This window comes from Streptomyces sp. NBC_01571, from assembly GCF_026339875.1.
Lineage (GTDB): Bacteria > Actinomycetota > Actinomycetes > Streptomycetales > Streptomycetaceae > Streptomyces.
This window is the reverse complement of sequence record NZ_JAPEPZ010000001.1, coordinates 7,856,948-7,870,507: the sequence shown is the minus strand read 5'-3', so window position 1 is coordinate 7,870,507 and position 13,560 is coordinate 7,856,948. Positions and strand designations below refer to the sequence as shown.

Below are 13,560 nucleotides of genomic sequence, written 5' to 3'. Positions count from 1 at the left end.
GCCGTCACGAGGAAGCCCGTCCGGACGGCGGAGACCGTCAGGGGGCAGGGCGTCCGGGTGACGGAGACCGTTCCGGTGGGCGCGCACGTCCATGCGCGCCCACCGGAGACGGCCGCCATGGACCCCGCTCGGGTCCATGGCCTCCGGCCGAGGGCCGTCCCCCTCGGCCGGAGATCTTCGGACTGCTCAGGCCTGCGCGGTGATCCGCGCGAGGCGCTGTGCCTCCGCCCGCGTGGAGCGGGCGACGGCGTCCTCGTCCACGTGCAGCAGCCGGCTGTTCTCGACCACCGGGAGGCCGTTGACGAGGGAGAGGGTGACCGGGGCCGCCGCGCCGAAGACCAGCGCGGTCACCGGGTCGGCGATCGAGGCGTGCGCCAGGGTGTCCAGCCTCCACAGCACGAGGTCGGCGAGCTTGCCCGGCTCCAGGGAGCCGATCTCCGCCGCCCTGCCGAGGACCTGGGCGCCGCCGAAGGTGCCGAGACGCAGCGCCTGCCGGGCGTTCAGGGCGGCTTCCCGGTGGGCGCCGAGACGGTTGACGAGGAGGGCGTTGCGCAGCTCGGTGTGGAGTTCGCCGGACTCGTTGGAGGCGGTGCCGTCGACGCCGAGGCCGACCGGGACGCCGGCCGCGAGCATGTCGGGGACGCGCGCGATTCCGGCCGCCAGGCGGGCGTTGGAGGAGGGGCAGTGGGCGACACCCGTCCTCGTCCGGGCGAAGGCGGCGATGTCGGAGTCGTTCATGTGGACGCAGTGGGCCATCCACACGTCCTCGCCCAGCCAGCCGGTGGACTCGAAGTAGTCGGTCGGGCCCATCCCGAACAGTTCCTTGCAGAACTGCTCCTCCTCGACGGTCTCCGAGCCGTGCGTGTGCAGCCGTACGCCCTTGCGCCGGGCCAGTTCCGCGCCCTGCGTGAGGAGTTCGGTGGAGACGGAGAAGGGTGAGCAGGGGGCGACGGCGATCTGCGTCATGGCGCCGAAGGAGGCGTCGTGGTGCTCGTCGACGGTCGCCTCGGTGGCGGCGAGGGCGCCTTCGAGGGTCTCGACGGCGAAGTCCGGCGGCAGGCCGCCGTCCTTCTCGCTGCGGTCCATGGAGCCGCGGGCCAGGGTGAAGCGGACACCCGTCTCACGGGCGGCCCGGATGATGGCGCCGGACAGGTCCCCGGAGCCCTTCGGGAAGACGTAGTGGTGATCCATGGCGGTGGTGACACCGCCGCGGGCCATCATCGCGAGGGAACCCTGTGCGGCGGCGTACACCATCTGCTCGTCGATGCGCGCCCACGTCGGGTACAGCGCGACGAGCCAGTTGAAGAGGTTGTGGTCGGTGGCCAGCCCGCGGGTGATCCACTGGTAGAAGTGGTGGTGGGTGTTGACCAGGCCGGGTGTGGCCAGGTGGCCGGTGCCGTCGATGCGGCGGACCACGTTCTCCAGCCCCTCGGGGGCGCTGCCCGCGCCGAGGGACTCGATGCGGTTGCCGGCGACGACGATGTGCCCGGTGGCGTACTCGGTGTCGGCGGCGTCGACGGTCGCGATCGAACAGTTCTCGATGACGATGCGCTGGGCTGCTGCCATGATGCGTCCTTTTCGCTCTGTGGAGAGGGCACGGCAGGACCCCAGGAGCTTTGAGTGCCGCGGCCGTTGACGCCACGGGTGCCGATGGAGGGAGGTGCCCCCGGCCGCCGGGGGCACCGGCGGAGGTCAGAGGTTGGTGAGGTCCACGGGGATGCGCGGCTCGCAGCCGTCACGCAGGACGGTGGCCTCGATCAGCCCGTAGGGGCGGTCGGCCGCGTAGTAGACCTCGTTGTCGTTCTCCAGCCCGAACGGCTGAAGGTCCACCAGGAAGTGATGCTTGTTCGGGAGGGAGAAGCGGACCTCGTCGATCTCGCCGCGGTTGTTGATGATGCGCGCACCCATCTGGTACAGGGTCTGCTGCAGCGACAGCGAGTACGTCTCCGCGAAGGCCTGGAGCATGTGCTTCCTGACCTGGTCGTAGGACTTCTCCCAGTTGGGCATCTTCTGCTCGTCGCCGGTCCAGTTGAAGCGCCAGCGGCCGGAGACCTCGGTCGCCAGGATGCGGTCGTACGCCTCGGGCAGCGTCGTGTACTTGTCCTTGACGAAGCCCCAGAACTCGGAGTTCGTCGAGTTCATCACGACGAGGTCCTTCAGGCCGGAGACGACCTCCCAGGTCGTGCCGTCGAAGGTGATCTGGGTGACCCGGGTCTCCTGGCCCTTGCGCACGAAGGAGTGCTTGACCTCGTCGGCGCCGATGAACCTGGAGTTGGCGTCCGAGGTCTCGATGCGCTCCCAGGCGTACTCCTCGATCCTGATGCGCGCCGTCCTGATCGGCTCCTGGCTGGTCACGAAGTGCCGGGCGAGGTGGATGCCGAACTGCTCGGCGGACTCGATGCCGTGCTCCTTGGCGAAGGCGTACACCGTGTTCTTGGTGGTGTCCGTCGGCAGGACGTTGGCGTTCGAGCCGGAGTAGTGGACCTCTTCCATGTCGCCGCTCAGCGCCACGGACACGTTGAGGTCCTTGATGTGATGGGTGTCGCCGTCGCGCGTGATCCTGACGACCCGGTTCTCGGCCTTGCCGTACTGGTTCTGTCCCAGGACCACGGGGCGCGCGGGTCGGGAGTTGTCCGTCATCTGTCTGCTAGCTCCCTCGGTAAACGGAGTAGCCGAACGGGTTGAGCAGCAGCGGTACGTGGTAGTGCTCGCCCGGCGTCACCGCGAAGGTGATCGCCACCTCGGGGAAGAACACTCCGCTCGTACCGCTGTCCCGGTTCGCGGGGGCGTCCTGCTGCGCATCGGCTTGCTTCTTCTCGAAGTACGCCTCGACCTCGAAGTCGAGCCGTACGTGGGTCGTCCCCTCCGGCAGCGCCGGCAGGTCCTTGCACCGGCCGTCCGCGTCGGTCGCGGAGCCGCCGAGCGGGCGCCAGTCCGCGTCGCGGCCGTCGCGGGCCGCCAGCCGCACGGCGACGTCCCCGGCGGGGCGGCCGGCGCTGGTGTCCAGGATGTGCGTGGACACGGAAGCCGTGGTGTCGGTGCTCATGCCTCTTCTTCCTCCAGGAGTCGGGCGAGGCGGATGCGGTTGATCGCCGTCAGTTCGACGCGGACGATCTCGTACTCCTGCCCGGGTGTGTTGCCGAGGCGTTCCTCGACCGCGTCGCGCATCTGCTCGCCGGTCCGGCCGGTGGCGCAGATGAGGAAGACATGGCCGAACTTCTCCTGGTAGGCCAGGTTCAGTTCGAGCATCTCCGCCCTGAGTTCCTCGGAGGCGCCTGCCATGCCGCGCTGTTCCCGGGAGGAGGTCGGGTCGCCGGGTTTCGGCCGCCCGATCGGCGGGTGCCCGGCCATCGCGTCCGCCAGGTCCGCCGCGGACAGCTCGGCCATGGCGGCGTCGCTCGCGGCGAACAGGGCGTCGGGAGTGGCGTACGGGCGCCGGGCGAGCAGGCCGCGCACCCAGGCCGCCGAGGCGCACACCTCGAGGAGTGCGGCGCGGGCCGCCCGCTCCTCCAGGGCGTTGAACCGGGCGAGAGCGCCAGGTGTCGTACTCGACGTCACGGGATGCCTCCGTGGCCTTGTGCTGGACGGGCTGCGGACAGCTAACGCCCTCGAAAACATCACGTCAACACTTTGTTGAAAAATCCGGGTAACAAAAACCGCCGTCCGGGTGATCCGGACGGCGGCGGTCCCACGGGGGGCCCGCCGGCCGGAGGAGGGGGGTCCGGCAGACCCCGGACCTGCGCGTCTTCGCCGGCCGGGGCGCATCCCTCTTCGGAACCCCCCACCCCCCTCGAAGCCCCCGTCGGACCCTCCGGGTCTCCCTCAGACCTGCTTCTCGCGGTTCAGGTAGTTGTAGACGGTGAAGCGGCTCACCCCGAGCGCGCTCGCCACGGTCTCCACGCCATGCCGCACGGAGAACGCCCCGCGCGCCTCCAGCACCCGTACGACCTCCTGCTTGGCCTTGCGGTCGAGGTCGGCCAGGGGCTTGCCCTGCTTGCGCTCCAGGGCGGCCAGGATGTGATCGAGCGAGTCGGCGAGTTGCGGCAGGCGTACGGCGACCACGTCCGCGCCCTCCCAGGACAGCACGACGTCGTCGGGTCCGGCCTGGCCGGGCGCCAGCATCTCGCCCCCCATGGCGTCGACCAGCGGCTTGACCGCCGCGACGAAGGGATCGTCCCCGGTACCGGTCACTTATCGCCCTCCCCGACCACGTTCACCTGCAGCGAGACCCGCGTGGCGCCCGCGGCCAGGGCCTTGCGCAGCAGCGCGTCGACCGCGTCGAGCACGGCGTCGGCGCCGCCCTCCGCGGTGTTGCCGAACGGGCCGACGTCCACGGCGTCCAGCGCGGCCGCCTCGACGACCTCGCGGGCGACCAGCGCGTGCGGGGGTGCCTCGTCGAGGTCGAAGGGCTCGGTCGTGAACTCCACTCTCAATCGCACCCGCTCAACCTACTGCTCGGCGTCGATTTTCCGGCAGCCCCCTCTTGACAAGCCCCGCGACCCGGCGGCAATCTTCCATTAAGCAGAAACGAACTTCCACTATGCGGAATTGAGTGAGCCGGAGCGAACACCGGCCGGACTGTCGATACGGAAGGGGGCGCCGAGTCCATGACCGGTTTTGCATCGAGCACAGCCGCAGAGCAGCGCTTCAACGTCAACCTGTCGATCCTCTTCACGGAACTCCCGCTCCTGGAGCGCCCCGCGGCCGCCGCGGCGGCCGGCTTCACCGCGGTCGAACTGTGGTGGCCCTGGGTCGACACCCCCACCCCCGCACCCGCCGAACTCGACGCCCTGAAGCGGGCGATCGAGGACGCGGGCGTCCAGCTGACGGGTCTCAACTTCTACGCCGGACGACTGCCCGGTCCCGACCGGGGCGCGCTGTCGATCCCCGGCGAGGAGTCGGAGAGGTTCCGCGCCAACATCGACGTCGCGGCGGACTTCGCGCGGTCGCTGGGCTGCGGGGCCCTCAACGCCCTGTACGGCAATCGCGTCGAGGGCGTGGACCCGGCCGAGCAGGACGCGCTCGCGCTGGAGAACCTGGTCCTCGCGGCACGGGCGGCCGACCGGATCGGCGCGATCCTGCTGATCGAGACGCTCAACCGGCCCGAGTCACCGGACTATCCACTGGTGAGTTCCGCGGCCGGCGTCGCCGTCGTCGACCGGGTCAACGAGGCGACCGGCCTCGGCAACGCCAGGTTCCTCATGGACCTTTACCACCTGTCCATGAACGGCGAGGACCTGCCGCAGGCGATCTCCGCGTACACCGGGAAGACCGGCCATGTGCAGATCGCCGACAACCCCGGCCGCGGCGCGCCGGGCACCGGCACGCTCCCGCTGGAGGACCTGCTCGGGCAGCTGCGCAAGGCCGGTTACCAGGGCTGGGTCGGCCTGGAGTACAAGCCGGGCGACCGCCCGAGCGCCGAGGCCTTCGACTGGCTGCCCGCCGAAGCCCGAGCCGCCCGCTGACCCGGCACCCCACGACGACAAGTCAGAAAGGCACCCTCATGAGCAAACTCCCCAAGGTCGCGTGGATCGGGCTCGGCATCATGGGCTCCCCCATGTCGGAGAACCTGATCAAGGCCGGGTACGACGTCACCGGGTTCACCCTGGAGCAGGACAAGCTGGAGCGGCTCACCGCGGCCGGCGGCACGGCGGCGGGGTCGATCGCCGAGGCGGTGCGCGACGCCGACGTGGTGATCACGATGGTGCCCGCCTCCCCGCAGGTCGAGGCCATCGCGTACGGGCCCGACGGCATCCTGGAGAACGCGCGGTCCGGAGCGCTGCTCGTCGACATGTCGTCGATCACCCCGCAGACCTCCGTGGACCTCGCGAAGGCCGCCGCGGCCAAGGGCGTCCGGGTCCTGGACGCCCCGGTGTCCGGCGGTGAGGCCGGTGCCGTCGAGGCCGTGCTGTCCATCATGGTCGGCGGGGAACAGGCCGACTTCGACGCGGCCGAACCGATCTTCGAGGCGCTCGGCCGGACCATCGTGCTGTGCGGTCCGCACGGCTCGGGTCAGACCGTGAAGGCCGCCAACCAGCTGATCGTCGCCGTGAACATCCAGGCGTGCGCCGAGGCCGTGGTGTTCCTGGAGAAGTCGGGCGTGGACCTGCGGGCGGCGCTCGACGTGCTGAACGGCGGCCTGGCCGGCTCGACCGTACTGACGCGCAAGAAGGACAACTTCCTCAGCCGCGACTTCAAGCCGGGCTTCCGCATCGACCTGCACCACAAGGACATGGGCATCGTCACGGACGCCGCCCGCACCGTGGGCGCCGCACTGCCGGTCGGCGCCGTGGTCGCCCAACTGGTGGCCTCACTGCGCGCGCAGGGGGACGGCGGCCTGGACCACTCCGCCCTGCTGCGGGCCGTCGAGCGGCTCTCCGGCGCGCAGCTCTGAGACTTCCGGGCGGTGCCGCCGCCGACACCTGTCCTGTCGCGCCCAGGCGGTGGCACCGTCCGGAATCGACTTCAACAAACTGTTGACGTCCACAGACCCCAAACCTAGGCTCCACGAAGCGGTCGGTCCACATAGCGGAAGTACGTTTCCGCTGGCCCCGCTGCCCTCTCGTACGGAAGGTCCACGATGTCGAAGCGCGTGCTGACGACCGAGTCCGGCGCCCCGGTCGCCGACAACCAGAACTCCGCCACCGCAGGCGTCGGCGGCCCGCTGCTCCTCCAGGACCAGCACCTGCTGGAGAAGCTCGCCCGGTTCAACCGCGAGCGCATCCCGGAGCGTGTGGTGCACGCCCGCGGCTCGGGCGCGTACGGCCACTTCGAGGTGACCGACGACGTCACGGGCTTCACGTACGCCGACTTCCTCGGCACGGTCGGCAAGCGCACCGAGGTGTTCCTGCGCTTCTCGACCGTGGCCGACAACCTCGGCGGCGCGGACGCGGTCCGTGACCCCCGCGGTTTCGCGGTGAAGTTCTACACGGAGGAAGGCAACTACGACCTGGTCGGGAACAACACGCCCGTCTTCTTCGTCAAGGACCCGGTCAAGTTCCCCGACTTCATCCACTCCCAGAAGCGCGACCCGTTCACGGGCAAGCAGGAGCCGGACAACGTCTGGGACTTCTGGGCGCACTCCCCCGAGGCGACGCACCAGGTGACCTGGCTGATGGGCGACCGCGGCATCCCGGCCTCGTACCGCCACATGAACGGCTACGGCTCGCACACCTACCAGTGGACGAACGCCGAGGGCGAGGCCTTCTTCGTCAAGTACCACTTCAAGACGAACCAGGGCGTGCGCTCGCTGTCGAGCGAGCAGGCGCGGGAGATCGCGGGCACGGACCCCAACTCCCACCAGACGGACCTGCTTCAGGCGATCGAGCGGGGCGTGCACCCGTCCTGGACGCTGTACGTGCAGATCATGCCCGCGGCCGAGGCGGCCGACTACCGCTTCAACCCCTTCGACCTCACCAAGGTGTGGCCGCACGGGGACTATCCGCTGCGGCGCGTGGGACGACTCGTCCTGGACCGCAACCCCGACAACGTCTTCGCCGAGGTCGAACAGGCCGCCTTCTCCCCGAACAACTTCGTTCCGGGCATCGGCCCCTCTCCCGACAAGATGCTCCAGGGCCGCCTGTTCGCGTACGCGGACGCCCACCGCTACCGGCTGGGCGTGAACCACACGCTGCTCGCGGTGAACGCCCCGAAGGCGACGGCCGCCCAGAACTACGGCCGCGACGGCCTGATGGCCTCCAACGACCAGGGCCGCGCGGCGAAGAACTACGAACCCAACTCCTACGACGGCCCGGCCGAGACCGGCCGCCCGCTGTCGGCCCCGCTCGCCGTGCACGGCCACACGGGCACGCACGAGGCCCCGCTCCACACCAAGGACGACCATTTCTTCCAGGCGGGTGAGCTGTACCGGCTGATGTCGCGGGACGAGCAGTCCCGTCTCGTGGCGAACATCGCCGGCGGCCTCGCGCAGGTCTCCCGCGACGACGTCGTCGAGAAGAACCTCGCCCACTTCCACGCGGCCGACCCGTCGTACGGCGACCGCGTGGCGGAGGCGGTCCGCGCCCTGCGCGAGGACTGAGCCTCTACTCCAGCCGCCCGAGGCGGCGTCGGACCCGGATGAGGGGTGGTCCAGCGCTGTCCGGGCAGGACCGGGACCGCGGCGGCTTGCGAGCCAGTGCGGTGGTCAAGGTTCCGGAGCCCCTTCTCGACCTGAGGGAAGGAAGCCCCGGTCCCGTCGCATCCGCCGCGGTCCCCGCCCACCTTCCACGGCCCTGGGTCACGTTGGGGCCGTAGGGCCTGTCTGACACTTTCCGTCGTCGCCCGGAGGGCGGCCACTCAAGCGGGCTGCCGTCAGCGGCGCAAGTACCCACCGACGTGCTCGCGCCGCTTCGCGGGCTGGTTGAGATGGCAGGTCCATTAGGTGCTGTCCGCATCCGCCATCGGGGCGGAGGACGGCAAGTGCACCGGCGAAATGCGCGGTGACGAAGCGACGGTGAAGCTGGACCGGCCGGTCGGCAACCGCATTCTTCTGGACGCCTACACCGGCCGACCGGTGCCATACGGCCAGTGGCCCAGGACCACACCGAGCTGGAGCTGAGCCACTCTTATGTAGCTGCTGTCGTTCCGATCTTGAGGGATGCGCGTCGAACGGGAGTCCCAATGGGGTGATCGTCAGGACCACGGGCGTCCTGCATCCAGGGTCCAACCAACCCACTGGGCACAGACCGTGACGACTGGTCAGTGTATGAGCCGACCCGCACCGCTCAAAGTCGAATATCCCGGAAACGTACGCGGGGCAACGGCGCATGCACGGCGGTGAACGATGTTGGAAAGCCGGGTGCGGGAGAACCGCCTGCCCGTTTGAAGGGTCCGACCTCGTCGATCTGTCGAGATCACTCTTCGTTCAAGGCAGCTCGCAGGTAGGCGATCAGATCACCGGCCGGCACCTCGACCCAGCTGGCTCCTGGCACCTCTACGCGCATGACCTCATAGACTTCCCCGTTCACCTCGTCCACCAGAACCTGACGGCTCCTTCCGTCCATCGCATCCACGCGCAGGCGCACGGCACCGTGCGAGATGGTCGGGAACATGTCCCGCAGACCCTCATCCGCACGGAGGCGGCGCAGGAGTTTCCATTGGCGCCGGTTGAAGTCGGACGACAGGAGTTCAGCCCACTGCGAAGAGGTGGCTCTCCGCGTTCGAGCGCCCGGACGAATTCGTCGAGCTCCATGAACTCGAATCTCTCCTGCAGCTCGTCGAGCGGTATGCCTTCCCGCCATGCGGCGACCGCTTCCACAAGCGATCCGAGATCCCCCGTGGAGCCGATCTCCCAGTCGAACCCAGGAATGCCGACACTCAACCGGAAAAGGCGTTCCTCGGTCGCAGGATCGACCGACAGGAATCCCCGCGCCGTTTGGATGCTGACGACGTCGACGGCCCACGGTCCCAGCCCGGTGTCGCACCCGCGCAGCTGTGCCGCCTCTCGCATGGCTGGCCCAAGGCCACCCGAAGCAGTCACGTCCGGGTACAGGTCTTTCCGGTGGGCGTCCATATTCATCAGATTCCTTAACAGTGGTGGCAGTACCCGAATTTGCCCCCGTCTACGGGCTCAAGCTTCCCCAACTTTGACAGATCCGACCGTTGGCGACGGATCTCGCGATCAAGGACATCTCGTAGTCTGTGGAATGGTCGGCTTCACCAGCCGGCAGGCCGCGCTCGGCAGCGTCCGTGAAGTTCCCGAATCGTTCCAGTCCCGTCATATTGACGTGCAGCTCCAAAGTTCATCGGGGCAGTCGTCGCCACCGCTTACCGCTTCCTCTGCATGCGGGGAGCAGCTCAGCTCGGCGGACGTGCGCGGGCACGCCGCGGGACCAGCCCCGCGCGTGCGGGGCTGGTCCCGCGGCGGCCTGGAAAGGACCCGGATGAGGGCCTGTTCCCGCCCTCGACGCGTGCCGTCGGAACGCCGCAGCGCTTGCGATTCCTGCCCGACCCCGGAGAGGTATGCAGCTGGGCCGTGATCCGCAGCGCAGCAGTGATCGCCGCCTACGGGGCCGGAACCGTCTACGGGCTTGCCTTCACGAACCCCCTTGGCGTTTGCGGAGACAAGAGCTGACCAACCGATCGAAGAGACACGCTCTGGCCCCGTCCGGCGGCGCGACCGCGCCGTCGGACGGCCACCACCTCGTACGCACCGGGCCAGGAGCGCCGGATACCGGACCGTCGTCCGTATCCGGCGCTCCTGGGTGCGTCGGCGTGCGCATCCGCCCCGCCGGCAGCAGCCTGAGGGCATGGACTATCCCAGTATTGTTGTGCACGCCCCAGGGCTGGACGGGTCACGGCGGGTCACCGTCGGGGACGAGACGCTCGGTATCGCCTATCACCTCGACGACGTCGTCGAGATCCTGCGGCTGGCGGACCTCGACGAGATCGAGGTCGAGGAGAGCGACATCATCGACTGGCAGGGCGGCGGCCCGGACGACTGGCCGGGGCTGTCGGAGCACCCGTCCCAGTGACGCCTGGCCGGGGCCGTCGGCACCCGCCCCCGTGACGACCGGCCCCGCGCGCACCCGGTGTACGCCACCGGGCGTACATCGCCTACGGAACCCTCAAATCAAGCTCTGAACAACGCTCCGGAGGCTTCACGCCACCCCGCACGAGGGCACATTCTCGGCACATGAGGCCCGCCGACACGGGGGCGGCGGGCCTCATGACCGGAGTGACACGGGGGGCGGTCATGGGCGACGGCATGTCGGAGGAACCGGATCCGTATGCCGTCGCCCTGGTGCGTGGCGGGCCCCGCGCCGCCGTGACGGTCGCCGTGCTCGCCCTGCGTCTGCGGGGCGCTGTCGAGGCCGGCCGGCCCGGCACGATGCGGACGTCACGGGCGATCGCCCTCGCGGACCACCCGCTGGAACGGGCGGTGCACCCGCTGGAGCGGGCGGTGCACGGCTCCCTCTACCGCCCCGCGGGCATGGGCGAGTTGTTGCGGCGCACGAGCGTACGACAGGCACTCGCACGGCTGCGGTCCGAGCTGACCGAGGCCGGAACGTTCCGGACCTTCCCTCCCGGCCCCACGCTCGGCGCCCGGCGTCACCTCGGACGGGCACGGGCCGAACGGCCGGTGCCCACCGGCAGGGAGGGCCTGTCGACGCACGACGTGCTCCTCGCGGTCGCGCTCCACGGCGCCGGGGCCCTCACCGTCCTGGAGCCGCGCTTCGCCGTGGCCGCGGGCCTGGTGGGGCGCGGCGGCACGGCCGACAAGGGGCTCCTGCCGCATTCCTGGGGCGGCGGGTGCGGCGGGAACTACACCGACGGCGGCGGCTCGGACTCGGGACCGGGCTGATCGAGCTGACCGGGCTGACCGGGCCGGGCCGATCGGGCCAGGGATGGAGACAGGGACAGGACCGGGAGCGCGGCACCCAGTGCGTGTGGCGCAACTCCCCCTGCCGCAGCTGTTCATGAAAACGCGTCGGGTGCGTCGCGCACCCCTGTGCCGCCGAGGAGCCGTACGAACGTCCCGAGTACGAAGCCGGGTTCATCCGTCGGAGGTGACGACGGCGACGGCCCCGCCTCCGGACACGGAGGCGGGGCCGTACGGTCCGCGCGGCGTCGGGTGACGCGCCGGTGTCAGACCTTCAGCGTCCTGATCGACGTCGGCGCGTGGGCCGGTTCGGTCGCGATCTCCTCGAACTCGACGACGTTGCCGATGTCGTTCGTCGTCGACATGGAGATGTTCGTGACCCGCTCCAGGATCGCCTCGACGACCACGGGCACCCGGAACTCCGCGGCGAGCTTCTTGGCCTGCTCGAAGGCGGCGCCCAGGTCGGCCGGGTCGGTGACCCGGATCGCCTTGCAGCCGAGTCCCTCGACGACCTTGACGTGGTCGACGCCGTACACGCCGAGTTCGGGCGAGTTGATGTTCTCGAACTCCAGCTTGACCTGGAAGTCGATGTCGAACGCCCGCTGTGCCTGCCGGATGAGACCCAGGTAGGAGTTGTTCACCAGGACATGGACGTACGGAATCCGGTGCTGGGCGCCGACAGCCAGTTCCTCGATCATGAACTGGAAGTCGTAGTCGCCGGAGAGGGCGACCACGGAGGCCTCCGGGTCGGCCGTGGCGACGCCGAGCGCGGCCGGCACGGTCCAGCCGAGCGGGCCCGCCTGGCCGCAGTTGATCCAGTGGCGGGGCCGGTAGACGTGCAGCATCTGGGCGCCGGCGATCTGCGAGAGGCCGATGGTGGAGACGTACCGGGTCTCCGGTCCGAAGGCCTTGTTCATCTCCTCGTAGACGCGCTGCGGCTTGATGGGGATGTTGTCGAAGTGCGTACGGCGCTGGAGGGTGGCCCGGCGCTCCTGCGCGGCGGCGGCCCACCCGGACCGGTCGGGGAGCCTCCCCGCGGCCTTCGACTCCCGCGCCACCTCGACGAACAGCTCCAGCGCGGCCTTCGCGTCGGAGGCGATCCCGTAGTCCGGGGCGAAGATCTTGCCGATCTGGGTGGGCTCGATGTCGACATGGACGAACGTGCGCCCCGCCGTGTAGACGTCCAGTCTGCCGGTGTGGCGGTTGGCCCACCGGTTGCCGATGCCGAGGACGAAGTCGGACTCCAGGAAGGTCGCGTTGCCGTAGCGGTGCGAGGTCTGCAGACCCACCATGCCGGCGTTCAGCTCGTGGTCGTCGGGCAGGACGCCCCAGCCCATGAGGGTCGGGACGACCGGAACACCGGTCAACTCGGCGAACTCCACGAGGAGTTCCGAGGCGTCGGCGTTGATGACACCGCCACCGGCGACGATCAGCGGGCGCTCGGACCCGTTGAGGAGGGTGAGTGCCTTCTCGATCTGGGCGCGGGTGGCGGTGGGCCGGTACGCGCGCAGCGGCTCGTACGTCTCGGGGTCGAACTCGATCTCCGTCTGCTGGACGTCGACGGGCAGGTCGATGAGGACCGGGCCAGGGCGGCCCGAGCGCATCAGGTGGAACGCCTGCTGGAAGACGCCGGGGACCTGCGCGGCCTCCAGGACGGTGACGGCCATCTTGGTGACGGGCTTGGCGATCGAGGCGATGTCGACGGCCTGGAAGTCCTCTTTGTGGATCACGGCGGTCGGGGCCTGGCCCGTGATGCACAGGATCGGGATCGAGTCGCCGATGGCGGAGTACAACCCGGTGATCATGTCGGTGCCGGCCGGTCCGGACGTGCCGATGCAGACGCCGATGTTGCCCGGGTGGGTCCGGGTGTAGCCCTCCGCCATGTGTGAGGCGCCCTCGACGTGCCGGGCGAGGGTGTGGCTGATCCCTCCGGCGGTTTGCAGGGCCGCGTAGAAGGGGTTGATCGCCGCACCCGGGACGCCGAACGCGTTGCTGACGCCCTCGCGCTTGAGGATCTCGACTGCCGCGCGGGCAGCGGTCATACGAGCCATGGAGTACTCCTGCTTCGGCTGTCGGATTCGCGCTCCGTCGCGCCCCGCGGAGAGCTGGTGATTCCGTAGGTGGTCCGTGGATGACTTCGCGTTCCGTTCCGCGTGCCGCCATCACCGCATTCCGCATTACGGAAACTAACTTCTACTATCTGGAAACAATGTAGGTGGCGTGCCAGAAGGCGTCAAGGG

14 protein-coding genes are annotated in these 13,560 nt (G+C 69.6%); 6 read left to right on the top strand and 8 right to left on the bottom strand.

The features are described 5' to 3' along the window. Positions 1-186: 186 nt before the first annotated feature. The 6 genes from OHB41_RS35345 to OHB41_RS35320 all read right to left on the bottom strand — a co-directional run bounded on the left by OHB41_RS35345 (position 187) and on the right by OHB41_RS35320 (position 4,439). Complete coding sequence (locus tag OHB41_RS35345; protein WP_266702841.1) at positions 187-1,566, bottom strand: 8-oxoguanine deaminase; 1,380 nt, start codon at positions 1,564-1,566, stop codon at positions 187-189. A 126-nt stretch (positions 1,567-1,692) separates the two neighbouring features. Continuing rightward, positions 1,693-2,640 carry a factor-independent urate hydroxylase gene (gene pucL, locus OHB41_RS35340; protein ID WP_266702839.1) on the bottom strand — a complete coding sequence of 316 codons (948 nt, stop codon included), beginning with the start codon at positions 2,638-2,640 and terminating at the stop codon, positions 1,693-1,695. Between the two features lie 7 nt (positions 2,641-2,647). Beyond that, the gene (gene uraH / locus OHB41_RS35335) at positions 2,648-3,046 is read right to left on the bottom strand and encodes a hydroxyisourate hydrolase (protein ID WP_266702837.1); all 399 of its coding nucleotides are present in this window, start codon (positions 3,044-3,046) and stop codon (positions 2,648-2,650) included. Then, entirely contained in the window at positions 3,043-3,558 is a 516-nt protein-coding gene (uraD, locus tag OHB41_RS35330) for a 2-oxo-4-hydroxy-4-carboxy-5-ureidoimidazoline decarboxylase (RefSeq protein ID WP_266702834.1), read from the bottom strand. Before uraD ends, uraH begins: the two co-directional genes overlap by 4 nt. Before the next feature lie 264 nt (positions 3,559-3,822). Beyond that, a complete protein-coding gene (locus tag OHB41_RS35325; protein WP_266702831.1) occupies positions 3,823-4,191 on the bottom strand; it encodes a helix-turn-helix domain-containing protein in 369 nt (122 codons plus the stop codon). Continuing rightward, on the bottom strand, positions 4,188-4,439 hold the full coding sequence (locus OHB41_RS35320; protein WP_266702829.1) for a YkoF family thiamine-binding protein: 252 nt from the start codon (positions 4,437-4,439) through the stop codon (positions 4,188-4,190). The genes OHB41_RS35325 and OHB41_RS35320 overlap by 4 nt, the downstream gene beginning before the upstream one ends. Positions 4,440-4,607: 168 nt before the next feature. Between OHB41_RS35320 and OHB41_RS35315 the strand changes: the two genes are divergently transcribed. The 4 genes from OHB41_RS35315 (at position 4,608) to OHB41_RS35300 (ending at position 8,557) form a co-directional block, all read left to right on the top strand. After that, the gene (locus OHB41_RS35315; RefSeq protein ID WP_266702827.1) at positions 4,608-5,465 is read left to right on the top strand and encodes a TIM barrel protein; all 858 of its coding nucleotides are present in this window, start codon (positions 4,608-4,610) and stop codon (positions 5,463-5,465) included. Positions 5,466-5,503: 38 nt separating this feature from the next. Beyond that, complete coding sequence (locus tag OHB41_RS35310; RefSeq protein ID WP_266702825.1) at positions 5,504-6,394, top strand: 2-hydroxy-3-oxopropionate reductase; 891 nt, start codon at positions 5,504-5,506, stop codon at positions 6,392-6,394. Positions 6,395-6,580: 186 nt separating this feature from the next. Further along, positions 6,581-8,038 carry a catalase gene (locus OHB41_RS35305; RefSeq protein WP_266702823.1) on the top strand — a complete coding sequence of 486 codons (1,458 nt, stop codon included), beginning with the start codon at positions 6,581-6,583 and terminating at the stop codon, positions 8,036-8,038. Positions 8,039-8,380: 342 nt separating this feature from the next. Next, a complete protein-coding gene (locus OHB41_RS35300) occupies positions 8,381-8,557 on the top strand; it encodes a hypothetical protein (protein ID WP_266702821.1) in 177 nt (58 codons plus the stop codon). A gap of 295 nt (positions 8,558-8,852) precedes the next feature. On the opposite strand, the gene OHB41_RS35295 is transcribed toward OHB41_RS35300, so the two are convergent. Further along, positions 8,853-9,050: a hypothetical protein gene (locus tag OHB41_RS35295; protein ID WP_266702819.1), complete on the bottom strand. Its 198-nt coding sequence runs from the start codon at positions 9,048-9,050 to the stop codon at positions 8,853-8,855. Between the two features lie 1,197 nt (positions 9,051-10,247). On the opposite strand from OHB41_RS35295, the gene OHB41_RS35290 reads away from it, so the two are divergent. Both OHB41_RS35290 and OHB41_RS35285 read left to right on the top strand, forming a co-directional pair. Then, positions 10,248-10,472: a hypothetical protein gene (locus OHB41_RS35290; protein ID WP_266702817.1), complete on the top strand. Its 225-nt coding sequence runs from the start codon at positions 10,248-10,250 to the stop codon at positions 10,470-10,472. A gap of 161 nt (positions 10,473-10,633) precedes the next feature. After that, positions 10,634-11,302: a TIGR04222 domain-containing membrane protein gene (locus tag OHB41_RS35285; protein ID WP_266702815.1), complete on the top strand. Its 669-nt coding sequence runs from the start codon at positions 10,634-10,636 to the stop codon at positions 11,300-11,302. Between the two features lie 284 nt (positions 11,303-11,586). Here the strand turns inward: OHB41_RS35285 and gcl are convergent, their stop codons facing one another. Continuing rightward, positions 11,587-13,371, bottom strand: a complete 1,785-nt coding sequence (gene gcl, locus OHB41_RS35280) for a glyoxylate carboligase (RefSeq protein ID WP_266702813.1) — start codon at positions 13,369-13,371, stop codon at positions 11,587-11,589. Positions 13,372-13,560: the final 189 nt, after the last annotated feature.